Genomic DNA, 26,819 nt, shown 5'->3' on the forward strand with positions numbered 1-26,819 from the left:
TACGGGCGAGGCACGCCTCGCCCATGCGGCGCTGGATTGCAGGGCCACAGTGGCGGCCGGCCGTTGACAAGAAGCCCCACCAGGCCGTATATCGAGCCAGGGCCTTCTGCCGATCCCCGTCCCCCCTCCCTGTCCAGGAGACAGCCATGGCCAATCCCACTCCCCTTGCAGCGGTACCGGCCAAGATCCCCCTCCGGGGCGCCCTGGTGGCGGCCCTCAAGGGCGGATCCGGCAAGAGCATCGTGGCGGTGGGGCTGGCGGCGGCCTTCCGGGCCCAAGGCCGGCAGGTGGTGCCTTTCAAGAAGGGGCCGGACTACATCGATGCCGGCTGGCTGGGGCTCGCCGCTGCGCACCCGTGCTACAACCTCGACCCCTTCCTCATGGAGACCAACGCCCTGCTCACCTCCTTCCACCGGCATGCCCGGCAGGCGGAGCTGGCTCTCATCGAGGGCAACCGCGGTCTCTTCGACGGCGTCACCCTGACCGGCACCTACAGCTCGGCCGAGCTGGCCCGCCTCCTGGGGGTGCCGGTGCTCCTGGTGGTGGACTGCACCAAGGCCACCCGCACCGTAGCGGCCATGGTCCTGGGCTGCCGGCATATGGACCAGGATCTGGTCATCCAAGGGGTGATCCTGAACCAGATCGCCCGGCCCCGGCATGAGAAGGTGGTGCGGGAGGCGGTGGAGTACTTCACCGGTCTGCCAGTCCTGGGAGCGGTGCCGCGCCAGGACGAGGACGCCGTGCCCATGCGCCACCTGGGGCTCACCCCCACCCCCGAGCACGGGGCGGCCGGCCAGGTGGTGAGCCAGCTGGCCGCTCTCATGGCCAGCTCCTGCGATCTGGAGCGGATCTGGGCCGGCATGCCGGCGGTGGCCAGCGCCATGCCGGCCGCGCCTGCCGCTGCCCCGCCGGTGGTCGGCCGCCGGGTGCGGATCGGCGTCGTCCGGGATGCCGCCTTCCAGTTCTACTACCCCGAGAATCTGGAGGCCCTGGCGGCGCAGGGGGCGATCCTGGTGCCGATCTCGGCCCTGGCCGACCAGGCCCTGCCGGAGCTGGATGCCCTCTACATCGGTGGCGGCTTTCCCGAGACCCAGGCCGCCACGCTGGCCGCCAATGTCTCGTTCCGGGACTCCTTCCGGCAGGCGGCCCTGGCCGGCCTGCCGGTGTACGCTGAGTGCGGCGGCCTGATGTACCTGGGCCAGTCCCTGACCGTGTCCGGAGAAACCTTCCCCATGGCCGGCGTCCTGCCGGTACGCTTCACCCTCCAGCGCCGGCCCCAGGCCCATGGCTACACCGAGATGGTGGTGGACGAGCCGAATCCCTTCTATCCCGTGGGCACTCGCATCCGGGGTCACGAGTTCCGCTACAGCCAGGTCATGGACTGGCAGGGCAGCCCGGAGATGCTGGCCTGCCGGGTGGAGCGGGGGGTGGGCTTCGTGGATGGCCGGGATGGGGTGATGCAGGGCAATGTTTTGGCCCTCTACACCCATGTGCACAGCATCGGTCTGCCGGGCTGGGCCGGTTGGATCGTGGCCCGGGCCCGGGATTGGCGGGGCTGAGGCCGGCCTCAGAGCACGGCGTTGACCACGGGCAGCTGTTCGCTGGGGCGGGCAAAGAGATAGCCCTGGCCGTAGCGCACCCCCATCCGCCGGAGCTTGTCCAGCTCCTCCGGGGTCTCGACGCCCTCGGCGATCACCATCGAGCCGATGCCCTTGGCCAGGTTGAGCATGGCGCGCATGATCTCCTGCTTGATGAAGCTCTGCTCGATGCCGCGCACGAAGGACAGGTCCACCTTCATGTAGCCGGGGGACAGCTCCATGATCCGCTCCAGGTGGGCGTAGCCGGTGCCGAGGTCATCGTCGGCGTGGACGATACCGATATCGGTGTAGTCCCGGAGGGCCTCCCGGAAGAGCTCGTAGTTGTCGATGGCCAGGGTCTCGCTGATCTCGAAGACCACGTTCTCCGGCTTGATCCGGAGGTCCTCCAGGAGCTCCTTGAGATAGACCCCCCGGAACTCGGGGTCGTGGATGGTCATGGTCAGGGTATTGACGAAGATCTTCTTGTCGGTGGCCAGATGGCGGATCCGCTCGAAGGCCTTCTTGCGGCACAGCCGGTCCAGCTCGAAGGAGAGGCCGGACTTGGCGGCCAGGCTGAACAGCCGCTGGGGGTTGGTGAACTCGGTGCCCTCGGGCCCCCGGGACAGGGCCTCATAGCCCAGGACCTCGAAGGAGGTCAGGTCGACGATGGGCTGGAAGACGGTCTGGATCTCCTGCTCGATGATGATCTTCTGCAGGGTGTATTTGCTGCGGTACCCTTGCTTGGCGGCCAGAAACTCGCCCATGGACTTGGCGGAGGCCACCAGCTGCATGATGAGCCGCATGGGCGACAGCATGGGGTTGTGGATGACCAGGGCATAGCCGATGGTGGGGGTGAAGAACTCCTTGAGGTAGGGGTAGAAGAGCCGGGCCGAGGCCTCCTCCAGGCCGACCCGCAGCCGCTCGGCAATGGTCTCCAGGTGGTTGAGGAGATGGGTGCGGGTCTCCCGGGGCGCCGACAGGAAGAGGACGAAGGTGTCCACGTCAAAGAGATCGACGACAAAGATGTCCTCGCCCCGGAAGGCCTTGGTCTTCAGCTCCTTCAGGAGGTCGGTGACCGTGGTGAGCAGGCTGTTGTAGACGATGGAGCCGTACCGGTACTCCACCTTGTGCAGCTGGTCCACCTGGACAGTGATGCAGGCCATGTACTGGAGGTCCCGGAAGATGGTCTCGATCCGCTCGTACTCCCGGACCACCGTCGGCAGCCCCAGGCGGTGGTTGAAATAGAAGCCTTCATGGATATCCACCGTGACCCGGTCCGGACGTCGGTCCTCGGACATGGAGATGCCTCCAAAGGATGAGAAGACGGGTGGCGCCATGGCCACCCCTCACTATAGCACGAATGCCTGGGCGGCCAGAAGCCGAAAGCCAGTGCCGGCCAGGGGTGGCGGCCGTCTCCCCGAGCTTGCCAAGGGCTCTGGATTCCGTCCCATGGGTCCTGTGGCTCCCAAGGCCTCATGGGATTTATGGCAGCGATGAGAGCTGTGGGAGTCGGGCGACGGAGGTACCGGTGCCAGCCATGGCGTCCGGGGCAGATCGGCATCGGCGTTGCAAACGGCGCCGGATCCGGTATCTTTTTTTGTTTTGGCCGCACGGGCGGAGGCTCGACCAGCCGCTTGCGCCATGATTCTGATCCGGCTGCCGTACGCGGCCGGAGGCCGGCACGGCCAGGAGGATGACCGGGTGACCAGCGATACCGACGCAGCCTGGACCATCGACGACAGCCGCGAGCTGTACGGCATCGAGCGCTGGGGGCTGCGCTATTTCGACATCGACGCCCAGGGCCGGGTGGTGGTGCGGCCTCTCAAGGAAGGGGGCGGCACCATTCCCCTCCTGGACGTCATCGACGAGGCCCTGGAGCGGGGGCTGCACTTCCCGATGCTGATCCGCTTCCAGGATCTGCTGCGCAACCGGGTGGAGCGGATCCACACCGCTTTCCAGGAGGCGATCCAGGAGCTGGGCTACGGCTCCCGCTTCCAGGGGGTCTATCCCATCAAGGTCAACCAGCTCCGGGAGGTGGTGGAAGAGGTCCTGGATGCCGGCCGACCCTTTCACTACGGCCTGGAGGTGGGCTCGAAGCCGGAGCTCTATGCCGCCCTGGCCGTCCACGATGATCCGGAGGCCCTCATCGTCTGCAACGGCTACAAGGATGACCACTTCATCCGGACCGCCCTCCTGGGCGTCCGGCTGGGCAAGCGCATCATCCTGGTGGCAGAGAAGATCGAGGAGATGGAGCGCATCATCCGGCTGGCGGAGCCCCTGGGGGTGACCCCGATGCTTGGGGTGCGGGTGCGCCTGCAGGCCAGAGGCCGGGGCCTGTGGGCGGAGAGCGCCGGCGAGAACGCCAAGTTCGGGCTCACCACCCGGGAGATCCTGCAGGCCTCGGCCATGCTCAAGGCCGCCGGCCTGGCGGACTGCCTGCGGCTGGTGCACTTCCACATCGGCTCCCAGATCCCGGAGATCATGGCCATCAAGAAGGCGGTCCGGGAGGCGGCGATGTTCTATGCCAAGCTGGTGAAGAACGGCCACCGCCTGGATTTTCTCGACGTGGGGGGTGGCCTGGGTGTGGACTACGACGGCAGCCGCACCGTCTACTCGTCCTCTATCAACTACTCCCTGAACGAGTACGCCCGGGACGTGGTGTACAACATCATGGACGTCTGCGACGCGGAGAAGGTGCCCCATCCGGTGGTGGTCACCGAGAGCGGCCGGGCGGTGGTGGCCCATCACACGGTGCTGGTGGTGGAGGCCTTCGGCCACATCCAGAAGCTGCCGGACGAGGCGGTGGTGGACAAGCCGCCGGTGGAGCACAAGCTGGTGGACGAGGCCTGGCATACCCTCACGCACATCAACCCCCACCACCCCCTGGAGGCGCTCCACGACGCCCAGCACCTCAAGGACGAGGTGCAAAGCCACTTCAACCTCGGCCTCATCGATCTGGAGGTGAAGGCAGCCGTGGAGACCCTGGCCTGGGAGATCGGCCGCCGGGTGCGGGCCGCCTTCCGGGATGCCGACTACACCCCGGACGAGCTGGTGGATCTGGAGAACGATCTGTCCGACCAGTACATCTGCAACTTCTCGGTCTTCCAGTCCCTGCTGGACCACTGGGGCATCGGCCAGCTCTTCCCGATCATGCCCCTGCACCGCCTGGACGAGGAGCCGACCCGGCGGGGCACCCTGGTGGACATCACCTGCGATTCGGACGGCCGGGTGTCCCGCTTCATCGATCTCTACGAGGAGGGCAAGCCCACCCTGCCGCTCCATGCCATGAACGGCCGGTCATACTACCTGGGCATCTTCCTGACCGGTGCCTACCAGGACATCATGGGCGACCTCCACAACCTCTTCGGCCGGGTCAACGAGGCCCACGTCTTCCTGGACCCGGATGAGGACTCCGGGTACTACATCGAGGAGACCATCCCGGGCACCACCATGCACCAGGTGCTCAAGATGGTCCAGTACTCCGGCACCGAGCTGGCCCGCGCCATGAAAGCCCAGTTCGACCGGGCCATCAAGGAGGACCGCCTGAAGCCCAACGAGGCCATGCGGCTCCTGGCCGAGTACGAGCGGGGCCTGAAGCGCTACACCTACCTGGAGCTCCTGTAGCCCGGCCTCCTCTTCCCTGGTCCCCCTCCCAACCAGGTCCGATTCGAGCACCTGCCGTCGGACCGCATGCGCCAGGCTCTTCTTGTCCTCCCCCTCCCGTCCATGCCGTCTCCCCAAGGCTCGGGTGCCACGGCCCAGCCGTAACCCTGACGGCTGGCACCCTTACGGCACTGGGGTGGTCAGCTCGTTGGTGTGATCGGCAAGCTCGCCGCTGCGGCTGATCGCCAAGACGCAGTAGGTGAGCGGGCCGGTGCGAGCGGCGGCTGGCAAGGCGGCGAGGCGATCGAGGAAATACCTCTTCTTGACGAGCTTTCTGGTCAGCCGCGTGTAGGACCCCTCGCCGATCTTGCGGAAGACCAGATAGCCGGCCACGGTGTCTCCCCCCGCCAGCTGGTCCCAGTAGAGCACAGTCGCCTGGTCGTTCCGGAAGGCACAGTGGAGGGTGTCCTGGGGCGGTGGGGCAGGGCTGGCCATCCGGATCTTGAACTGCCGCGGCCCCTGGGAATCGTAGGGGAACGTCAGGGAGGGCTGGGCCCGCATGTCATGCTCGCGGTTGTTGTCGGCCACATCCACCAGGGTTGCCTGGAGATCCGGGAGGTTGCCCAGATCCGGCCATTCCAGAAGAAGCGGCCCGCTGATGTTGCCGGACACCTCCACGGTCCATTCCACGACCGAGGCTGGCGCCTTGATGTCCTCACGGAAGGACGAGAAGACCCCCTGCCACTCGGGATGCGGTGCGTAGAGAAAGAGGCGGGCGCTGTTCATGCTGCTCAGCATGGCCGGCACGTCCCAGGCGAAGTCCTGGGCGTCGGTGGCCCCGGACTTGACGCCCAGAATGCAGTAGTCGTACAGGGCGGCGCCGCTGGAGACCATGAGGGTGAGTCGCCACTCGGCGGCAACGGTGGCGGCCGCCGGCCGGCTGGCCGCGGCCCGCATCTTGGCGGCCTGGAGCGGATTGGCCAGGGCGCCGGTGGCCAGGAGCCAGGGCAGCAGGATCAGGATCAGGATCAATGCCCGGAATGACCTTCCCATGGCGGACCATCCTCCTCTAAGGCTTGTAAACCGTCAGGTCGAGGGCGTGGTAGGAGAAGAGCCAGTACGCCTTCCATGGCTCCAGCACCGCCTGCGCCCAGGAGGCCGAGACATAGGTGGAGCCGTCCCAGATGTAGAGGGCGTTGCCGATCCAGCCGTTGGTCACGGCAGTGCTGTAGCTCACGGTCGATCCGTAGGTGACGCTGCAGGAGCTCAAGGCCACCATGGCGTCGTACGGGTTGCCGACCAGGTTGTAGCCAGCCTGCAGCGCGATGGTGGTGGACGGGCTGGTGTTGGCGGCGCCCGCGGCGTCGGTGAGACTGGTCAGCCCGCTGGCCCAGACAAAGAGCCCCAGACCGGGCTGGACCACGGTCGCCTGGGCATTGGCGGTGCCGCCGATCACGTCGGAATAGTAGCCAAACTCCTCCGGCGCCGGCTGCACCTCGTCCCAGGTGGAGGTCCAGTAGAACATCCAGTTCAGGTTGGCATCGTCCCCGAACACCGAGGCGGTGTCAGCGGGGGATGGGATGAGCGGGCAGGAGACCATGTTCCAGCGGTCCAGCAGGCTGGTCTTGCCGCTGGGGCTGTTGGACAGCCCGGAGAGGTTGGGGACCTCGTCCGCCGTCTTCACCGCAAAGTGGTAGATGGTATTGGATTCCAGGCCGAACACGGTGAGGTGCTCGGTGGTGCCCCGGAGCGCCGGGCCGGGTACCGCGGCCACCGGGGTGGCCGCGGCCCAGGTGCCGGCGGTGATCGCCGCCTTGGCGAAACGGACGTCGTAGGTGGTGGCGGTTCCGGGATCGTTGTTATCGTCCCCGGGGGCGGTCCAGGTCAGGGCCACCCAGTCCGGCCCGGTGGCGCTGGCGGTCAGGTCGGTGATGGCGGCGGGCGGCGTGGTGTCGGGGACCCCATCGTTGTCGGTGATGGTCACGGTGTGGACGGTGGTGGCACCCGGGGTGGCGTTGGTCGGGCTGCCCATGGTGAGGGTCACGGTCTCGTTCCCCTCCACGTCCGGGTCGTCCGTGACCGTGAACTGTGTCGAGCCGGTGAGCTGGCCCGCGGTGATGGTGATGGTGCCGTTGGCCAGATTGTGGTCGATGCCGCCACCGGTGGCGGTGCCGCCCACGGTGAAGGGCACCGTGACCGTCTTGCCGCTCAGGGCGGTAAGGCTGGCAGCCACCGTCGCCGTGCCAGCCCCTTCGCCCACCCCCTGGGAGGCGCTGGCAAAGCTTACCGCCGGCGGCTCGTCATCGTCGGTGATGGTGACCGTGTGGCTGGTGGTACCGCTGGCCGTGGCATTGGTCGGGGTGCCCATATCGACGACCACGGTCTCGTTGCTCTCGTCCAGGGTATCCGCAGCCACGGTCACGGTGATCGTAGCGGTGGTGGCACCGGGGCTGATGGTGACGGGGCTGGCGGAGATCGAATAGTCGGTGCCGCCACCGGTGGCGGTGCTGGCGCCGTTCACGGTGAAGGGCACGGTGACGGCAAGCCCGCTGGCGGCGGAGAGCTGGGCGGTGATGGTGGCGGTGCCGGATTCGCCGGCCGTGGCTTGGGAGGCGGTGGTGAAGCTCACCGTCGGTGTGGCATCGTTGTCGGTGATGGTCACGGTGTGCACGGTAGGCGATGCCGCGCTGGCATTGGTGGGCGAGCCCATGGTGACGACCACGGTTTCGTCGTTCTCGTCCAGGGTGTCGTTGGTGACCGCAAAGCTGGTGGTCCCGGTCAACTGACCGGCCGTGACTGTAATGCTGCCATTGGCCAGGTTGTGGTCCGTGCCGCCGCCCGTGGCTGTGCCGGCTACGGTGAAGGGCACGGTCACCGTGGCGCCGCTGGTGGCAGAGAGGGTGGCCGTGACCGTAACCGTGCCGGCGTCTTCCGCTACCCCTTGCGCGGCGGTGGTGAGGCTGACGCTCCGGATCGGGAGGGCGATGTTCGACACGGTTTGCGGGTTGGTGCCGGTGACGCCGTCGGCGTCGTTGTAGGTGAGCCGGACGTCGTAGGTCTCCCCTGGGGTCAAGCCCGTGATGGTGGTGGCATACGGACTCGCGGTATGGGCCTTGGGGTTGGTGCCCCAGTCCAGCCAGGTGCCGGAGGAGCTCAGCTTGTACTGCACCGTGTAGGTGTTATCGGCGTTGGCGTCATCGGTGTAGGGCATGGAGACACTGATGGCGGTGTCACCATTGGCCACCGCGGCAGCTGCGCCGGCGACGGTGGCGTTGTTGGCACCGGGAGTGTAATCGATGACCGCATAGATCTCCGTCACTCTCAGGGCCGAGGGGCCGGTGCCGATGCGATCCACGGCAATTTGCAGATTGTTCAGGTCGGCGAGATCCAACGCGCCGCCGGTCGAGTCGGTGGTATAGGGAGCGGACGAAAGCAGGGTGTACGCTGCCCCCGCCGTGACGACAGCAGAGCCGTACCATACGGTGCTTGCGCCATCGGTCATATAGCCGAGATTGACGCTGTGGTCGGAACTGGTGTTTCTGACAGCGGCATGGAAGGTGATGCTGTTCAGGGTGGCGCCTGCAAGTCCGGTCGGGTCATCCATATCCACCCAGAACTTGACAGTCGGGCCGGTGCAGCATCGGCTGGCATAGGTCGTATCGCCGTCGTTGCTGTCGAGGACATCGGCCCAGTCCCCCCCGGTGGTGGCGTAGGAGCCGGGGTTGCTGGCCAGGCCTGACGGATGCAGGATCATCGTGCTGCCGCCTGCAGCGGTGGTGGTGCTCGCGATATTGGACAGCGTGCTGGTGTTGGTGGAATCGTCGGTCGTCTTGACGGCAAAGTAATACAGGGTGTTCGGGCTCAGCCCTGTGACCGTGAATGATTCCCCGGTGCCCGCCACGCTGGGAGCGGGCTCACCGGTTGCCGGGGAGGCGTTGCTGAAGTCGGTGTCGTTCGTGATGTTGCTGGTCGCATAGCGGATGTCGTAGCTGGCTGCGGTCAGCACCGTAGCGTCGTTGCCGGGCGCCGTCCAGGTCAGCTGCACCGAGCTGGCGGTGGTTGTGCCGCTGGCCAGATCACTTGCGGCGCCAGGCGGGGTAATATCGCCCAGGGCCGCGTCAGCGGCCGCGTCTGTGGTGGCGGCATTGCCGACTGCATCCCTGAGGAAGCCGGCGGTGACATCCAAGGTGTCATTGCCACCGGCGACCCTGAAGCCGGCGTTGCCTTCAATGGCGGTTGCCTTGGCAGAGGCCAAGACCAGGGTCAGAGTGGTGGCATCGGCCACCGTCAGGCTGGAGACATCGTCCACCAGGAAGGTAACGTCAGCGGTGGTGGCGTTATCGCCGTTGATGTCCCAGGCCAGCTTGCTCCAGTCCACCAGGTCTTTGATATCCGTGGCAGGTGCTGCCACGGTGTCGAAGCTGGTGCCGGTGATGGTCAGGGTGTCGGTGGCGGCGTTGTAGGTGGCCGAGGAGATGGTGGCGGTGGGCGCCAAGTCGTCCACCCGAAAGGATTCCGAGGTGGTGGGCGAGGCGCTGTCGGCCGTGCCGTCGTTCAGGGTGAAGCGCACCTGCACGTCGGACTGGTCCACCCCATCCAGGCCGGTGACATCGGCGTGCCTGGTGTTGAAGGTGAAGCTGTGGGCGGTGGCGGCGCCGAAGGTGGTGGCGGTCGACCAGCCGGCCCCACCGTTGTTGCTCCAAGTGGCAGAAAGGGATGCCGAGCCATCGCCATTGGTCGGAGCTGACCAGGACGAGCCGTTGTTGACCGAATACTGGAAGGTTTTGAGGGTGACGCTGTTGCTTTCATTGTCGCGTCCCTTCCAGGAGATGGTGATGAGGCCGGAGCCGTCCGTGGCCTGGCTGACCTGGGCCTGGGGGATGACGTTGTCCGTGGTGTAGCCGCCGACGGGAGCGGTGTCGAACCAGGCGATGGTATTGCCACTGTCCGTGGAATTGCCGGGGTTGATGGGCTTCAGCGACGCATCCGAGCCAGAGGCATCAGAATCCTGCACATCCACGAAGTCGATGTCGTCCTTGTTCGCGCCGAGCGGCAGGGTGAAATACCACTTTGTGCCCGGGGCCGAGGACCGCAGGCTCAGCAACTGCCCCGAGGCGCCTTGCAAGGTGGCGGTGCCGCTCACCGTGGTGGTGGCGCCGGTCGCAAAGGTCAGGGTGCCGGCGGCGGTGGTCTTGGTCAGGTTGTTGAAGGTGGTCGAGCCAGCGAGGCTCTGATCGGTGCCATTCAGGGTGACCGTGCCGTTGTTGGCGGTAAAGGCGCCGCTGTTGTTCCAGTTGCCGGCCAGGGCCAGGTTGTAGCTACTTGCGGTGGTGGTGAGCGTGGCATCGGCGCCAATGGTCAGGCTGCTGGTGAGCGCATTGGCGCCGGTCAGGTTGCCGGTAAGCGAATAGATGGTGGCCGCGGCCGGGGCCAGCTCCAGGCTGCTGTATGCCACGGTGGCGATGTTGGTGGCGGTGCTCGTGCCGGTGTACTTCACCGTGGAGGTGCCGGCGGTGAAGGTGCCGCTGTTAGCAAGCGGTGTGCCAGTGCCGGTAAGCTCCAGGGTGTAGCCGCTGGCGCCAAGGTTCATGGCGCCGGCGGCGTTGTTGGTGAAGCTCTTCATTTTTGCCGAGCTTCCCAGCGTGAGGCTAGTCGAGCTGCGCACCACGTTGCCCAGTTGCTGTGGGCCGGTGGCGGAGCTGTCGGTCAGAAGGCTGGTGCCGTCAAAGGTCCAGCTGGCGGTGCGGGCGCTGGTGTCGATGGAGCCGCTGGCTCCGATCGTCACATTGCCGGCGGTATTTACAGCAGGGTTATTGGTGCTGATGTCGAGATCGCCATCGGTGATGGTGAGCGTGCCGTTTACATCCAGCGTGCCGCTGATAATGATGTCGTCACTGCCGGCCGCACCGGTGTTGTTGATGGTCAGGTGGTTGAAAGTCTTGTTGCTGGTGGTCACTGACTGGTCGGTGATGCCGTTCAGTATGACGGTTGAGGTGCCGGCGTTGAAGGCGCACTGGGCCGATCTGATTTCGAAATTGCCCTTGACGCTGATAGTGCTGGCGCCAGTGTTGAGTGTCTTGGTGCCTGTATCGCCGGCAACTCCCATCCACATGTTGCCGTTTACGGTCAGAGCAAAACCATTGGTGTTATGCGTGCACGAGGGGACCGGGTTGGAGCCGTCGGCGCAGCCGATCGTAAACTGGGTCGCGGTCACCGGGCCGGTCTGGTTTACGGTCGATTGGCCTCCGCCCACTTCAATCCTGGCATTGTAGCCTGTCGTCAGGGTGGGCAGGTTGACGCTGCCTCCGGACCGGTTGCCGATGAGCAGGGTGCTGAGCGTCAAGGTGGAGGCAGGGTCGAAAAACAGCACGTCGCCAGAGCCGGTCACATAGATGTAGGAGGCAGAGGTGATTCCGCCCGTGCCCAGTGTCAGGCTGTTGCGCACGGAAATGTTGCCGACCAGGGTATCGACAACCCCATTCTGGCCCGCGGTCAGGTTTTGAAATCCATTGTCCCATGAGGCATTCAGATTGCTGTAGGTGAGCGTGCTCGCGGCCCCGTACAGTACCAGGGAGGCGTTGTTGAAGTCGGCGCTTTCAGTGGCACTGTTATTGGGGTTGAGCGTCACGTCGCCGCCCACGGAAATCGTCGAGGCATTGGCCACGAAACGCCCGGCCGCCGTGTCGGTCAGATTGCCGTCCACGGTCACCCCGAAATTCGCCGAGGTAAAGATGCCATCGGTAATGGTGAGGTCGCCCCTGGCTGATATCGCCCCGCTCAGTTGGAAGGTGGCTGTGCCGCCGGCATCGTTGAAGACGATGTTCTGGAAGTCGTGGTTCTCGTCGATACCGCCGGAGGTGATGGTGATGGTGCCGCTCGCGGCGTTGAAGGTTACGGTGCCGGTGGAGGTGAAGCTCCCGCCGGTGGCGTCCCAGTTGCCTGCGACGTTGATCGCGTTTGTCGCAGCGGAAAGGGTGCCGTTAATATCCATGTGTTGGGTGCTAACAGTGCCGCCCGGGGCGAAGGTGTGGCCGGCCCAGACAAAGAGCTCGGTGTTGGCGCCAGTGGTGGTGAGGTTGCCGCCGGACACCGAATAGAGGATATCGGTGTCGCTATAAGCGCCTTTGGCGGTGCTCATCAAGGCATTAGTCAGCGCGCCGGAGTTGTCGTGACGGGTGATGACACGATTCTTGTAGATGTTCAGCCCTGACAGCGCGCTGCCGTTTGACACTGTGACCGTGGCAGCGTCATTCGTGCCGGCGCCGTCATCAACGTAAACCAGGATCGCATCACCGGCGCTGATCATGGTGGTGATGGAGTAAGCACCGCTTGAAGTGGTGTCCGCTCCCGCGCTTTGGCCGTTGACCAGCAGACGGATTGTGGTGCCGTCGGCAATGGTGCTGACGCCCTCATCGGTATAGACCGTGCCCGAGATGGTGGAGCCGATCGGGCCGTCCGCCACCCCGTCGGTGGTGGCGGCGTTGCCGAAGGCATCCTTGGAAAAGCCGGCGGTCACATCCAGGGTGTCGGCGCCGCCGGTGGAGCCGTAGCCGGTGGTGGCCTCGATGGCCGTGCCCTTGGCCGAGGTGAAGACCAGGGTCAGGGTGGTGGCGTTGGTCACTGTAAGGCTGGTGACATCGCCAAGCACAAAGGAAATGTTGGCGCTGGTGCCACCGTCGCCGTTCACGTCCCAGACAAGCTTGCTCCAGTCCACATAACCCTTGATATCAGTGGAGACCGCGGCAATGGTGTCGAAGCTGGTGCCGGTGATGGTCAGGGTGTCGGTGGCGGCGTTGTAGGTGGCCGAGGAGATGGTGGCGGTGGGCGCCAAGTCGTCCACCCGAAAGGATTCCGAGGTGGTGGGCGAGGCGCTGTCGGCCGTGCCGTCGTTCAGGGTGAAGCGCACCTGCACGTCGGACTGGTCCACCCCATCCAGGCCGGTGACATCGGCGTGCCTGGTGTTGAAGGTGAAGCTGTGGGCGGTGGCGGCGCCGAAGGTGGTGGCGGTCGACCAGCCGGCCCCACCGTTGTCGTCCCAGTTGACTGACAGGGCGGCCGAGCTGTCGCCGTTGGTGGGCGCGGCCCAGGACGAGCCGCCGTTCACCGAATACTGGAAGGTCTTGAGGGTGACGTTGTTGCTTTCATCGTCGCGTCCCTTCCAGTTGATGGTGATGAGGCCGGAGCCGTCGGTGGCTTGGCTGATCTGGGTCTGGGGGATGAGGTTGTCCGCCGTGTAGCCGCCCACCGGCGCGGTGTTGCCCCCGGTTGGATACTCATCCGCACCCAGATCCGGATTGCCGATGCGGACATCGCCGTGGATGTCATCGACCGGGGCATCCGTTGGGGTGCCGGCATTGATCACCGCGGTGGAGTTGGCGGTCAGATCGAAGTCGCCGGCCGCCGTCGGGGTGCCGCTGCCGGCCAGTTGCAGGTCCGCAAAGAACGGGTCGGCGCCGCCAGCAATGTTGCCCTCCCCAGCGAACCCTCCTTCCACATCCGAATAGGTGACCGCGGGCGATCCGGATATGTTGGGGGCGCCGCCCCCTCCGGCGTTGTTGTCCCACAGGATGCTGTTCTTCAGGGTCGCCGCGCCGCCACTGGTCAGCACCAGGCCGCCGCCGAACCAGATGGCATAGTTGCCGGCCAGGGTGCAGTTGACGAGGGTCGCGGTGGAGGAGGCGCCGGTAACGTAGAGCCCGCCGCCGCCGGCGTATTGGTTGTTCTGGGCGTCGTTGCCGGTGATCCAGCAGTTGGTCAGCGTGGCAGAGCTGGCGGCCTGGAGGTAGAGACCGCCGCCATGGTAGCCCCTGTTGCCCTGGATTCTGGTTTTCGAGATGGTGGCCGTGCTGGCGCCATTGAGGTGAATGCCCGCACCGTGGCCATAGCCACTTGAGGTTGTGGTGTTGCTATTGATGGTGCAGCCGGTGATGGTGAGCTCGGCGCCACTGTCGGCATAAATACCGATGCCTGAGCCGGCAACAGTATTGTTGCTGATGGAGCTGTTGGTGATTGTGGCGGTGGAACCGGAGATCGAGATGCCGCCCTGGTTGCCGCTGATCGTGCTGTTGCTGATCGAAAGGGGAGAGCTGCTGGCATTGATGCCCCGTTGGCCGGTGCTGTTGCTGATGGTCGAGTCGGAGATGGTGGTCGTGGTGCCGACATTGGCCACATTGACGCCACCGGCCGAGCTGCCGCCACCGATAACGCTGTTGTTGATGATGGACAAGACGCCGGTGGATGGTCCTTCGAAAACAACGTGGTAGTTGTACTGGTTGGAGCTGTTGTTGCGCACGGTGGTGCCGTCCAGCGTCGCACCGGCATCGCTGCCAGAAATGTAAATGCCGGGGCGATTGCCACTGGTTGTTCCCGGATAGCCGTCCTCGACAACGCAGTTCCTGATGGTCGGCGTGCCGGCATTGACTTGAATGCCCCGGCAGCTGGCGTTGGAGTGTCCATCGTTGTCGATGGTGAAGCCTTCCAGAGTCGCAGGACCAGCGAAGACCACTGCCCCTCCCGCCACGGAGGGATTGATGATGGTCACGGCGGGGCCATTCTGCGCCACCACGGTGATGTTCTTGCCGCTGGGGAAGGTGATCTGCTCCGCATAGGTCCCGTCGCAGACTGTGATGGTATCCCCGGTCCCGGTGCTCACGTCATCGATGGCCGATTGGATGCTGGTGAACGGGCTGCCCGGGCAGCCCACGGTCTTGGCGACCGCTGGGGTGGTGAGCACGCCGTCCGCCCGGCCGTCGGTGGTGGCCACGTTGCCAAAGGAATCCCTGGCAAAGCCGGCAGTGACATCCAGGGTGTCGGCGCCGCCAATGTTGCTGTAGCCGCCGGTGGCCTCGATGGCCGCTCCCTTGGCGCCGGTGAAGACCAGGGTCAAGGTGGTGGCGCCGGTGATGGTGAGGCTGGCGACATCGCCCAGCGCAAAGGTGATGTTGGCGGAAACCGCATTGTCGCCGTTGATGTCCCAGACCAGCTTGCTCCAGTCCACCAGGTCTTTGATGTTTGTCGAGACCGCGGCAATGGTGTCGAAGCTGGTGCCGGTGATGGTCAGGGTATCGCTGGGAGCGTCGTAGGCCGCCGAGGTGATGGTGGCGGTGGGCGCCAGATTGTCCACCGGGAAGGACTCCGAGGTGGCGGGTGACGCGCTGTCCGCCACCCCGTCGCGCAGGAGGAAGCGCACCTGCACGTCGGCCTGGTCCACCCCATCAAGACCGGTGACATCGGCGTGCCTGGTGTTGAAGGTGAAGCTGTGGGCGGTGGCGGCGCCGAAGGTGGTGGCGGTCGACCAGCCGGCCCCGCCGTTGTCGTCCCAGTTGGTGGACAGGGCGGCCGAGTTGTCACCGTTGGTGGGGGCGCTCCAGGAGGAGCCACCGTTCACGGAGTACTGGAAGGTCTTGAGGGTGACGTTGTTGCTTTCAGCGTCACGGCCCTTCCAGTTGATGGTGACCACACCGGAGCCGTTCGTGGCTTGGCTGATCTGCGCCGCCGGGATGACATTGTCGGCGGCATAGCCGCCCACCGGCGCGTTGTTGGCCACTGACACATACTCGAAGGCCCCGATGTCGCACACCGCGCCGGGCACGGCGTCGCCGTCCACTGGCCGGGCCTGGCTGCGCTGGTCGAGATTGCCGATGTTGGCGCTGGCGCAGGTCGCATTGTCGGCCTTGTCGATGGCGGGGCTGCCGGCCTGCAGGGCATGGGTCTGGGTGGGACCGCCGTTGCTCTCCAAGGCGTTGAGCAGCGGGTTGGTATTGGCCATGTCCGAGGCCTGCCCGAACGAGCAGGTGTTGGCGCTTTCAATGTTCCAGCCAGCAGAGGTCTTGCCCAGACCAGCGCAGTTGTTGGCAGCACCGGCGGCGGTGTTGTTGGCCACAATGCTGTTCGTATACGTGCAGTTGCTCGTTGAGTAGACGCCGCCGCCACCGTTGGTCAGGGCTGTGGCGTTGCTGTAGACCGTGCTGTTGGTGATTGTGCCGGTTTGGGCATAGACACCGCCGCCCTGCTTCTGCGCCCCGGTGCTGCCGCAGGAGTTCCCGGAGATGGTGGAATTGTAGATCTTGACAATCCCGAGCCGGTACACCGCACCGCCGCGGTTGCCGGCCTGGTTGCCGGAGATGGTGGACCGGGTGATGGTGATATCGCCACCGTTGGACATCACCCCACCGCCGTCGTTGCCCGCGGTATTCCCTGAAACCGTGGAATCCGTAACGTTGATCGTCGTGCTGCCGTAGACGGCACCGGCGTTACACGAGGAGGTGTCGGCATGGTTGCTGCTGAATGTGGAGCCGGTGATGTTGAGGGCGCCCTGGGCGTAGATGGCGCCGCCATGGCCGCCGCTCGTGTTGTTGGTGAAGGTCGAGCCGTTGGAGACCGTGACCGGGCCGGCGACAATGGCGCCGCCATGCATGGTGGAGCCGGTGCCTGAGGTGTTGTTGGAAAAGGTCGAATTGTCGACCGTGACCGTGGAGCCGCTGTTGGTCCAGACCGCGCCGCCGACATTGGTGGCCGTGCAGCCGGTGACGTTGGTCCTGGTGAAGGTGATGCTGCCGCTCAGGGAATAGACGCAGCCCCCGTTGCGGGTGGCGGTCAGGAGCGTGCCGTTCTGCAGGGTCAGATCGGTGAAGGTCATGGCCGTGGCGGCGGTCCGCTCGTCGAAGAGCCGATCGGCGCTGCCGCCGTCGATGATCGTCAGATCCCGGCCCGCCCCGACAAAGTTGACCGCCTTTGTGGCGTCGAAGTCGCCGGTGGAGTTGGCGTTCTCCTCCGCACCGGCCCTGGTGATGAGGTAGGTGCCGGCGGGGATGTTGATGGTGTGCGGCCCGGCCACAGCATTGGCCGCCTGGAGCGCCTCCCGCAGTGAGCAGTCGGCGTCGCACGCCCCATCCAGGGTGTCGGCGGTCTTGGTGACGTTGTAGATGCCGGCCTGAGCCGTGCCGGCCATACCCAACACGAGCGCGAGCGCCAGCACGATGCCGGTCAATGGTCCTTTGGCAGCGTCCACGGCGGAAGTCCGGAGCGTCTTGTCCGCCACCCCGGCTGGGCCTCTGATGGCGGCAAGAGCTGTGGGATGGGCGGCCAGCCGCAGTTCTTGCGGCAGCCGCGAAAGATTCCGGCCGGTAGCTGTCGTTGCTCTCATGGGAAGCCCGCCTGGATCGGAAGGATTCGTCAGGCCATCGTGACCGCGGGGACGGCGGTCGCCAGCCTGCAGGGACACAGGCCACACCCGCCTAGCTTCTATTGTAGGCGGGTCAATGGTGGCCGAACAATCGGGGGCAGCTTCTCAAGGGTGGGGCGCACTGTGAACCAAATTCACAAAGGCGATTCGTCAGGCGGTCAGGGGCGGGTCGCAGGGAGGACGGGCTGTGGGCCGGACACCGAGCAGTGCATCGTTTCGCTGAACTGCGAGGCCGGAAAACGACCTCGGCCCGCCGCCGTCCATGGACGGGGCAGGCCGGAGGTGAAGCGTCGCGGAAGACAATCGCTTACGGATCGTAGCCGCCGTCGTTGGTGCCGTGGCTGCCGCAGCCGGTGCCCGCCGGCAGGTAGCAGTGGGTGCCGGCGTAGCTGCTGGGGGTGCTGGCCTTCTTGAAGCCGGTGACCACCGGGAAGGGGGCGTTGCCGTGCTTGTCATCCAGGAGCAGGTACGGCTCGGGGTCGGTGCGGTAGCCGATGAGCCGGCTGCGCTTGCTGCCGTGGGGCACGGCCACATGGCAGGTGACGCAGGGGACGCCATTGATGTAGGCGTCCTTCCACGGGTTGTCGTCGAAGGCCCGGGAGTCGTGGGCGGTGTGCACCCCGTTCGTCCAGGCGCCGCCGGAGTACAGAACATGGCACTTGGCGCACAGAAGCTTCGTGGACCAGCTGAAGCGGTTGTTCCGGACATCGTCCAGGTCCCACAGCTCGTCGCTGTTCAGGGACGCGCGCGGCCACTCGGTGTTGTCGGGACCGGCCAGCATGTAAAGGCTGTCAGCGCCGTGGGGACCGCGGCCGTCGGTAGGGGCTGTGGTGTCGTTGCCGTGGCAGTCCGAGCAGTACATGGTCTGGGTGCCCAGCTCGGTATCCCACGGGGTCTTCATCTGGGCGGCGGTGAGGGCCTTGGGGGCCACCGACGCGGTCTGGCTGGTCAGCCCCACCCGCACCGGATGCACGGACCGGTTGCTCTTGCTGAATTCCACCGCCTGATCGGTGACCAGCTGGCCCGATGGGCCGGTGAGGATGGTGACGCCGTCTCCGTCCTGGAGGGCGTAGTAGGTGTGGCATTTGAAGCAAATCTGGTACTCCTTGGTGGCCGGCTTCTGCTCGGTGAAGCTGGCGGTGGCAGCACTGCCCCAGGAGGGCTCGACGCTCACCTCCACGCCCCACACCCCCTTGATGGGGTTGGAGACCAGGTTGTTGCTGCCGGAGCTGCCGCTTTGAAAGGAGTGGAGGGTGGAGCCTGGTGAGCCGATGCTGTGGGGCTCGTGGCAGTCGGCGCACTCCACATGCCGCTTGGTGCCCCGGAAGGGGAGGCCGTTCTGGCCCGCCTCCTTCTTGCCGATGCTATGGCGGTCCGCCAGGGCGGGGTCGTCGATGGGGTGGCCGTAGGCCTTGTCCACCTGGGCTGCCACGTCCCGGCTCACCACGGTGCCGTTGTGACAGGTCTCACACAGGGCCTCTTCGCTGCCGAAGCCCAGGGCCAGGCTGGGCCCAGGCGGGGCGTTGGGCAGCGGCTCGCTGCCACCGACGCTGGCATGCTGCTCGTGGCAATGGCCGCAGTTGCCCTTGGCCAGGCTGGCGAACGAGCCGTCGACGGTGGAGCGGTCCACGCCGGAGGTGGCGCTGCCGTGCGCTGATGCGGTGTACGTTCCAGGTGGCGGCGGTGGTGGTGGCGGCGGATCGGCAACGGCGGTGCTGGTGAGGCCCACAGCGCACGACAAGGCTGCAACGAGCATGGCGTGCCGGGCAAGGCTGGCAGGCATTCGGGACGCGAGCATGGCGGAATCCCCGGGAAGTCGGTCCATGTCCATGATCAGGTGGCCGCCAGCCGCCGCTGGGGACGGGCTTCCCCAGGCAACGGCCAATGGCCCGGTGCCTCTGGCATTGTTGACCACCGGTCGGCCGGGTGGGCTGGGTGTCCCGCCAGCCCATGGGCAGCACTATACGGGCATCTGCTGCTCCGCGCACGGACTTTCCGGCCAAGGCTGTCAGGAGCTGCGGACAACGCCAGCTCCATTCTAGCACGGTTGGGCGGCAATACTCCAGACCCTGGGCCGTGGCCAGGCTGACGGCCGCCGAAGAAGACAAGCGGGACGCATGCGAGGCCAGGGGGCTACGCGGTGCCAGGAGGCGGGATCGCTCGGGGAGGTGCTGGGAAGGGGTCTTACTCGGGGCGGACGCTGCTGATGACCGAGTCCACCACCTGATAGATCTGCAGGTCGTCACCAAAGACGTCCTGGATATGGCGATGGTTGAGAAGGTCCTCGATGATGTACTGGGTGAGATAGAGGCTGATGAAGTTGGGGTTGGCTACCAGACCTCGGATGGGGGCGGTCTTGTACTGGATGTCAAACTCCTCCATGTCGCTGAGACGGCGCAGGACGTCGACGAAGGCCTCCCGCAGCTCCCGGTCCGAGGTGGTCTCGACGATGTGGGCTTCCAAAAGGCGACTGACCAGCTTGACAGCCAAGGTCTCGGCCCGCTTGTACACCTCGGCCAGCATATAGCGTCGTTCCATCTCCCGCTTCCGGTCGATGCCTCGGATGGCCCGTTCTGGTGATCCGTATCCCATGACCCGCTCTTCCCTCCCAAACTGGGGTTGGCCGACCCGGACTTCCTGCCCAGGCGCCGATTCGGTGGCTAGATATAGCATGTTTCGACCGGCGCGGGAAAGGCTTTTATCACCCTTGATGCAGAAAAGGGGCTGCTCCTGCTGTGTCAGCTGCGGCGGTCCGCCTTGGACATCAGGGCGGCCCGGATCCAGGCCTCCACCTGAGCTGGGGTCGGCAGACGGCCGGCGGCGCGGATTTCGCCGTTGATCATCAGGGCAGGGGTGGTGAGGACGCCGTGGCGCCAGATCTCATCCGGGTCGTGGATCGATTCCACGTCCGCGGCGACACCGAGCCTCTGCAAGACGGCAAGCACCGTCTTCTCCAGATTGTTGCAGCCCAGGCAGGCCTTGCCCAGGATGCGGATGACGAGAAGCGCCTCCCCCATAGGCTCCCGGCCGGACAATTGGCGGTAGAGATGGCCCAGGGCTTGCCGGTACGCAGGCTCGCTGCCCGTCGGGATGTAGTTGTCCCGGCCGATCGCGGCCAGGAGCGCCTCCACCGCCTGGGCCTCGCCCAGAGCCGGGTCGGCCAGCACCTTGGCCAAGGCCTGATCCAGGCCAAGGAGGCCGATGGAGGCGTTGCCGATCTTGATGGTCCTGGGCAGGGCGACTTCCCAAGGGGATGGCATGACTTGCCTCCTGTTGTCCCTCGCGCCCCCAGAGCTGGGGAAAGGATGGTCCGTCACATGCTCCCCGCCGCGCGGTCACGAGGCAGGAGCGGCCGGTGTCGCCTCATGATGCCCGATTGCGGCCGATTGGCAAGGGGAAGATGGGGGCTGCGCCGCAGCAGACACGGCGGGATCGACCAGCTCTTTGCCGCGGCAGCCGCGCTTGCCAAGCCGCCAGCCCCAGGCTATGATCGGGTATCCCGCGCCGGGATGCCCCCCGCTGTCACCCTGCCTGCCATGAGAGGAAGCCTTGGCTGAGCACCAGGAAGGCCTGCCAGAAGAGGAGACGCTTCGGATTCGAGTCCTGATTGCCGACGACGAAGCCACGGTGGGCAATGTCCTTGCGGAGATCATCCGCGCCGAGGGCCACTCGGTGGAGCTGGTCTATAACGGGATCGATGCCGTGGAGCGGCTGCGGCGGGAGACCGTTGACCTGGTGATCACCGACTATGCCATGCCTGGCTGTGACGGGTTGGAGGTGCTGCGCCAAGCCCGGCAGCTGTGCCCCCAGGCGCTGGTGGTGATCATCACCGGCTTCGCCTCGGTGGAGAACGCCTTGCAGGCCGTGCAGGAGGGGGCCTACCATTTTCTGCGCAAGCCTTTCAACCTGGAGGAGATCCGGATCATCGTCCGCCAGGCGGCGGAGCGGATCCGCCTCCAGCGGGAGAACCGGCAGCTGCGCCAGGATCTGGAGTCCGCCGTCGAGACGCTGAGCCACCTGGGACAGCAGGACCAGACGAAGGCTGCCGACGTGGTGCCGGACGCGGTTTTGGACGTGGCCGGCGCCCTGTGGGCGGGCCAGAGCCTGCCGCCATCCTACTACCGTACCGGCCCCGGCTCCAGCGCCCTGCTGGCCGATCTGGAAACCCTGGTTCGGCTCCGCCGCGACGGCTTCCTTTCGGAAGAGGAGTTCGGGCGGCTGAAGAGGAAGCTCATCGACCAGGCGGCTGCGGGCTGAGGCCCGGGGCCGGAGGGGGACAAGAAATGGAGTCGGCTGCCGAGGATACCCGGCCCTGGCAGGGCTACGCCCTGTCCCTCTACCGCCAGGCGGCGGTGGGGCGACTGCTGCGGGGGTTTGTCCACAACCTCAACGGCCCCTTGCAGGTCTTCTCCATGCATGCCGAGCTCCTGCGCTGGATGTTCAGCCGGGCACTGCCCATCGTCGATCGGCTGGAGGCAGCCGAGCTGCCAGAGGCCAGTCGTGAGCAGGTGCACGAGCTCAAGGGTCTTCTGGAGGCCCGCTTCCGGGTCATGGATCAGCTGCAGGCCGAGATGGCGGCCTGTCAGGAGATCGTCCGCCAGATCATGGGCACTGAGGCCGCCGATGAAAGCCTCGGCAGTACCTGCACCCTCAACACCGTCATCGCTGATGAGCTGGCCTTCCTGCAGGCCGACCTTTTCTTCAAGCACAAGGTGAGCCGGGAGCTGCGATTGGCTCCCCGTCTGCCGCCCCTGCATCGCGGGGTGGTTCCGGCACATCAGATTGTCTTCATCCTCCTGGAGAACGCGGTCGACAACCTGCGGCAGTCTGAGACGCCACGGCTTACCATCACCACGGAGGTGGAGGGCGATCGGGTGCTGGCCCTGTTCGAGGACAGCGGCCCACCGGTGTTGGACGCCGACCGGGAGCGGATTTTCGCCCCCTTCTTCACCACCCGGCCAGGCCATCCGGGCATGGGCCTCTTCCTGGGTCGCCTCCTGGCCAGCGACAGCGGCGGCAGCCTCGAATGCGAGACCGCCGCGACGGGCAGTCGCTTCCGCCTCAGTCTGCCGGCCGCCTGAGCCGGCAGCCAGTCTGGCCCTGTCCGGCTCGGCCCGGGATCATGAGCGCGTCCATAGCCCCCGGCCGGCTGTTCGTGGTCGCCACCCCCATCGGCAACCTGGAGGACATCACCCTCCGCGCCCTGGCCACCTTGCGGGCGGTGACTCTGGTCGCAGCCGAGGACACCCGCACTACCCGAAAGCTCCTGGCCCGGCACGGCATCCACACGCCCCTCGTCTCCTGCTACAAGGACCGGGAGGCGGAGCAGGCCGACCGCCTTGTCCGCCGTCTGCTGGCCGGGGCCGATATCGCCCTGGTTTCCGAGGCCGGCACTCCGGGCCTGGCCGACCCCGGGGCACTGGTGGTGGAGCGGGCCCGACAGGCGGGCATCCCGGTGGTGCCGATCCCGGGACCTTCGGCTCTGGCCTGCGCCTTGTCGGCGGCAGGGCCTGGCTTTGTGCCCTTCCTTTTCGTGGGCTTTCTGCCCGCCAAGGTCGGGGAGCGCCAGGGGCTCCTCCGGGATCTGGCCCAGGAGCCCTTTGCCCTGGCCTGCTACGAGACCCCGCAACGCATCCTTGCCACCCTGAGCGACTGCCTGGCGATCCTGGGCGACCGGCCGGTGCTGCTGGCCCGGGAGATGACCAAGCTGCACGAGGAGATGCTCGTCGGCCGCCTGGCCGAAGTGTTGGCGCAGCTGGCCGGCCAGGAGCGGGTTCGCGGCGAGCTGGTGCTCCTCATCGGGGCCCAGCCCCGGCCGGACAGGCCATCGGCCGGAGCCGAAGTGCCGGCGATCCTGCGCTGGTATCGGGATCGGGGGGGGCTGTCCCTGAAGGATGCGGCCCGGCAGGTGGCCAAGGACCTGGGCCTGGCCCGGGGCGACGTCTACCGCCTGGCCTTGGACATCTGGCGGGAGCCGGGAGCCGGCGGGGACGGCGACGGCTGAGCAGCGGCCGCTGGCTCTGAATCACAGCCGGAAGGGCGTGGCCAGCATGCGGTAGCTGGCGATGAGGGTGAAGACCGCGTAGAGGCTGATGGCCAGCGTGGCCAGCCGGCGCTGGAGGGGCGGAATGACCCGACTGAGGCTCGCCGGCCCCTGGCAGAGGGCCAGTACGCCGACGCCCAGGCCGGCCACCCCGCCGCCCAGCAGGCAGGCATAGAGCAGGTAGCCCAGGTAGCCATACTCCTCTTGCAGCATGCAGAAGGGGCAGTGGTGGGTGGGCAGCTCGTAAAGATAGAGGCAGATGAACGAGAGCAGGGAGGCAGCGGCGATGAGCAGGCTGGCCAGGCTGAGGGCGCTGAACAGGGTGGCGCCGCGACCCCGCCAGCGGAAGAACAGCCCCGCGGCCAGGGTGGCCGCCATGGAGCCATAGAAGGCCTTCATCATCGGCCGGGCCGGCAGCGCGGCCAGATCCGCCGAGAGGCTTCCCTGCTCGACGCTGAACAGACTGCCGCAACAGGAGGTGATGACATCCGCCGCAAGTCCGGTGAAATAGCGGTAGACCAGAAGATGGTCCAGTAGCACCAGGGGGACGAGGCCCAAGAGCATCCCGTATTTGAAGCGCACCAGGGGATAGTCGTAGCCTCTGGTGTCAGCATGGTTGACGATGAGCCAGACCCCGGCCCAAAAGCAGGCGACCATCTTCGCCAGCAGGGCCGGATAGCCGAAGGCATTGGCGCCCAGGCTGCCGGCCGCGCACATGGCGCCGACGAACTGGCTGTGGAGGCGATCGGCGGTGAAGATGAACAGGAACAGCGAAGCGATCTCGAAGGCGAAGACCAGGCCCAGGATGGTGGAGACCAGATAGGTGCGGCGCTCCAAAGACAGCTGCAGCTCACTGCCGCTGTCCGGTCGCCAGCTTCTGAGAATGCGCACGCCGAGGCCGGCGGCGTAGACCAGGAGCAGGCTGGCCAGAAGCGATGCCCCGAGAATCGCCAGAATCCCCGGATGTTGGATCATGTGGCCGCGCTGTTGGCTACGATCCGGCCGTCCCGCATCTCGATCACCGTGTCGGCGAGGGGCGAGTCGTGGACGATGGGGTCGTGGCTGGCGATGATCACCGTCTTGCCCTCGGCCTTCAGCCTGCCGACGATCGCCATGAATTCCCGGGACAAGGTGCTGTCCAGATGGGCGGTGGGCTCATCGGCGATGATGATGCCAGGGTCGTTGATGAGGGCGCGGGCGATGGCCACCCGCTGCTGCTCACCGCCGGACAGCCAGTCGACCCGGGAGAAGACGTGGCGTTCGAGGCTGAACAGCGCCAGAAGCGCCAGGCCCCGCTGCCGGGATTGATGATAGTCGGCTTCGGTGGGATAGGTGGGCAAGAGCACATTCTCCAGCACCGTGATGCCCTTGATGAGGTTGAAGTGCTGGAAGATGAAGCCGAAGAAGGCGCGGCGAATCTCGGTGAGAAACCGCTCCGGCAGGCTGGAGATGTCAAGCCCGGTCCCGTCCGCCTGCTCCGGGGCAAAGGACGGCCGGAGGCCATGGAGCCGGATCCGGCCTTCGCTGGGCCGCGCCATGCAGCCGATGAGGGAGAGGAGGGTGGTCTTGCCGGAGCCGCTCGGTCCTTTCAGCACGGTCACCTGTCCCTGGTGCACCGTCAGGTCCACCCCGTCCACAGCGGTAAGCTCGTTGGCCCGGCCCACGTGGAAGCGCTTCTTCACCCCGGAAAGCTCGATCACGCTCACGACCTCATGGCCGCGTCCGGGTCCACCGTGGCCGCCAGCCAGGAGGGGATGATGGTGGCCACGGTATAGGGGATGACGGACAGGAAGAAGAGCACGCCGAGCTGGTAGGCGTCGATCTCCGGCACCAGCCGGAAGCGGGGATAGAGCACCGCCCAGCCCTTCAGGGCATGCTCGAAGAGCGAAGCGGAGAAGAAGAAGACATGGCCATAGGCCAGGAGCACGCCCAAGAGGAAGGCGGTGAGGGAGACGGCGATGCCCTCCCAAAGCTTGAGCAGCAGCACGTCCCCGGTCTCCCAGCCGATGGACTTGAGGATGCCGATCTCCCGGCGCTCCTCGGCGGAAAGCCCGGCGGCCTTGTCCCAGGCGAAGATGATGAAGGAGACAAGGGCCGCGGCCAGGACCACCACCATCATGCCACCCCGCCAGTCGAACAAGGCGTCGTAGGTTCGTTCCATCTCGCTGCGCAGGATGGGGCGGGCGTCCGGATAGAGCGCCGCCACCTTGGAGGCCACGGTCACCAGCTCGTTGGGGTTGGCCACTGTGACGGCGAGATCCGTGGCCCGGCCAGCCGGGAACTGGAAGAGCTTCCGGAAGTCGTCTTCCGCCAGAAGGATAAGGTCCGCCGCCACCAGCTCCGTTTCGGGGGCCAGGGTCTTCTCCACATCCAGCAGCACGGAGTCCCGGGTCATGGCACGCAGCGGCAGCAGGTCGCCGGGGCCGACCCCCATGATCCGGGCCACGCCCGGGCCCACCCGCACGAGGCCGGGGGCAGGGGGATCGTCGGTGGGCACCATCAGCGTGTAGTTGGCGCCATAGGCCGGATCGTACAGGTAGCCCCACAGGCGGGGCGTGACCGCCTGCACCCCGGGGATGGCGGCGATGGCCTGACCGTAGTCGGCGGGGATGAGGTCATGCCGGCCGGCCAGGAGCCGCTGCACCACCATGTCCGGTGCGCCGGCCAGCAACAGGGAAGCCTCGCGCTTCATGGCCTGGACGAAGAAGATGAGCGAGGCGCACACAAAGACGATCAGCGTGTAGACCGCGAGCAGGGCGAGGTTCTTGGCCTTGCGCCGCGCCAGCGAGGAAAGCGCGAAGTCGATCACCTTCCGCTGCCGGTTAAGGGGACTGCCCATGGCGCTCCCGTGCAAAGTATGGCGGGGATACGAGCGAGCCGGACGGAAAATGCTCCAGGGCCAGGGGATGGTCCTGGAAGGCGGCATGGAGGTCCGCCATGGCCGGGTGCCGCGTGTAGCGGGCCTCGGTAAACAGACACAGATCGGTGAGCCGCAGTTCCTTGGCCAGGGCCTGGCGTGCCTCTCGCTCGGCCCGCGCCGCGGCCTGGCCGCCGCGGGCATGGAGCAGCATCGCTGCCAGGAGCAGCAATTGGCCTGCGGTGACGACCAGAAAGATCGACGAGCGCCGCATGGTCGGTGTCCGGCCGAAAGCTCGTCAGGCCCTGGTGGGCCAGGCTGAGGTCAACGCACCGGAGCCGGTCTGCGGGCGGTGCCGTCTCAAGGTCGCCATGGTCCCACCATAGCCTCCCCTTGGCAGGAGCGCAAGGGAGGGCGGCGAGACGATAGGTTGCGGCTGGGGGGAGTGGCCGGCAAAACAACTCGGCCGGCCCGGCGTCCCAAGAGGCGCCGGCCCGGCCGGTAGGTGATGGCCACCGGCCCTGAAGTGGGGGGCGGTGGGAATCAGAAAGGCGG

15 protein-coding genes are annotated in these 26,819 nt (G+C 66.3%); 5 read left to right on the forward strand and 10 right to left on the reverse strand.

What is annotated here, in order from left to right; genetic code table 11:
* Nucleotides 1–146: 146 nt before the first annotated feature.
* Complete coding sequence (locus AB1634_09210) at nt 147–1,559, forward strand: cobyrinate a,c-diamide synthase (GenBank protein ID MEW6219692.1); 1,413 nt, start codon at nt 147–149, stop codon at nt 1,557–1,559.
* An 8-nt stretch (nt 1,560–1,567) separates the two neighbouring features.
* Here AB1634_09210 and AB1634_09215 read toward each other — a convergent pair whose 3' ends face one another.
* Complete coding sequence (locus AB1634_09215; GenBank protein ID MEW6219693.1) at nt 1,568–2,875, reverse strand: EAL domain-containing protein; 1,308 nt, start codon at nt 2,873–2,875, stop codon at nt 1,568–1,570.
* Nucleotides 2,876–3,218: 343 nt separating this feature from the next.
* Here AB1634_09215 and speA point away from each other — a divergent pair, with 343 nt between their 5' ends.
* Nucleotides 3,219–5,201, forward strand: a complete 1,983-nt coding sequence (gene speA / locus AB1634_09220) for a biosynthetic arginine decarboxylase (protein ID MEW6219694.1) — start codon at nt 3,219–3,221, stop codon at nt 5,199–5,201.
* Nucleotides 5,202–5,363: 162 nt separating this feature from the next.
* On the opposite strand, the gene AB1634_09225 is transcribed toward speA, so the two are convergent.
* The 5 genes from AB1634_09225 to AB1634_09245 form a co-directional block, all read right to left on the reverse strand.
* Nucleotides 5,364–6,233, reverse strand: a complete 870-nt coding sequence (locus AB1634_09225; GenBank protein MEW6219695.1) for a hypothetical protein — start codon at nt 6,231–6,233, stop codon at nt 5,364–5,366.
* 16 nt (nt 6,234–6,249) lie between these two features.
* Nucleotides 6,250–17,325 carry a Calx-beta domain-containing protein gene (locus AB1634_09230; GenBank protein MEW6219696.1) on the reverse strand — a complete coding sequence of 3,692 codons (11,076 nt, stop codon included), beginning with the start codon at nt 17,323–17,325 and terminating at the stop codon, nt 6,250–6,252.
* A gap of 346 nt (nt 17,326–17,671) precedes the next feature.
* Nucleotides 17,672–19,162, reverse strand: a complete 1,491-nt coding sequence (locus tag AB1634_09235) for a hypothetical protein (protein ID MEW6219697.1) — start codon at nt 19,160–19,162, stop codon at nt 17,672–17,674.
* A gap of 386 nt (nt 19,163–19,548) precedes the next feature.
* Nucleotides 19,549–19,902, reverse strand: coding sequence for a hypothetical protein (locus AB1634_09240; protein MEW6219698.1), 354 nt, complete (start codon nt 19,900–19,902; stop codon nt 19,549–19,551).
* Between the two features lie 200 nt (nt 19,903–20,102).
* The gene (locus tag AB1634_09245) at nt 20,103–20,624 is read right to left on the reverse strand and encodes a thioredoxin family protein (protein ID MEW6219699.1); all 522 of its coding nucleotides are present in this window, start codon (nt 20,622–20,624) and stop codon (nt 20,103–20,105) included.
* Between the two features lie 289 nt (nt 20,625–20,913).
* Here AB1634_09245 and AB1634_09250 point away from each other — a divergent pair, with 289 nt between their 5' ends.
* Genes AB1634_09250 through rsmI form a run of 3 tightly spaced genes read left to right on the forward strand, consistent with a single transcriptional unit; the run spans nt 20,914 to nt 23,368 of the window.
* The gene (locus tag AB1634_09250; protein MEW6219700.1) at nt 20,914–21,621 is read left to right on the forward strand and encodes a response regulator; all 708 of its coding nucleotides are present in this window, start codon (nt 20,914–20,916) and stop codon (nt 21,619–21,621) included.
* A gap of 26 nt (nt 21,622–21,647) precedes the next feature.
* Nucleotides 21,648–22,445 (forward strand): sensor histidine kinase, encoded by a 798-nt coding sequence (locus tag AB1634_09255; GenBank protein ID MEW6219701.1) that lies wholly within the window; start codon nt 21,648–21,650, stop codon nt 22,443–22,445.
* Between the two features lie 41 nt (nt 22,446–22,486).
* Nucleotides 22,487–23,368: a 16S rRNA (cytidine(1402)-2'-O)-methyltransferase gene (gene rsmI / locus AB1634_09260; protein ID MEW6219702.1), complete on the forward strand. Its 882-nt coding sequence runs from the start codon at nt 22,487–22,489 to the stop codon at nt 23,366–23,368.
* 21 nt (nt 23,369–23,389) lie between these two features.
* On the opposite strand, the gene AB1634_09265 is transcribed toward rsmI, so the two are convergent.
* From AB1634_09265 to AB1634_09280, 4 genes are read right to left on the reverse strand one after another with little or no spacing between them, the layout of a single operon-like run.
* Nucleotides 23,390–24,382 (reverse strand): hypothetical protein, encoded by a 993-nt coding sequence (locus AB1634_09265; GenBank protein MEW6219703.1) that lies wholly within the window; start codon nt 24,380–24,382, stop codon nt 23,390–23,392.
* Nucleotides 24,379–25,107, reverse strand: coding sequence for an ABC transporter ATP-binding protein (locus AB1634_09270; protein MEW6219704.1), 729 nt, complete (start codon nt 25,105–25,107; stop codon nt 24,379–24,381). The genes AB1634_09265 and AB1634_09270 overlap by 4 nt, the downstream gene beginning before the upstream one ends.
* Nucleotides 25,108–25,109: 2 nt before the next feature.
* Nucleotides 25,110–26,246 (reverse strand): FtsX-like permease family protein, encoded by a 1,137-nt coding sequence (locus AB1634_09275; protein ID MEW6219705.1) that lies wholly within the window; start codon nt 26,244–26,246, stop codon nt 25,110–25,112.
* Nucleotides 26,230–26,538, reverse strand: a complete 309-nt coding sequence (locus AB1634_09280) for a hypothetical protein (protein MEW6219706.1) — start codon at nt 26,536–26,538, stop codon at nt 26,230–26,232. Before AB1634_09280 ends, AB1634_09275 begins: the two co-directional genes overlap by 17 nt.
* Between the last annotated feature and the right edge of the window lie 281 nt (nt 26,539–26,819).

It is taken from the genome of Thermodesulfobacteriota bacterium (assembly GCA_040755095.1).
Taxonomy (GTDB): domain Bacteria; phylum Desulfobacterota; class Desulfobulbia; order Desulfobulbales; family JBFMBH01; genus JBFMBH01.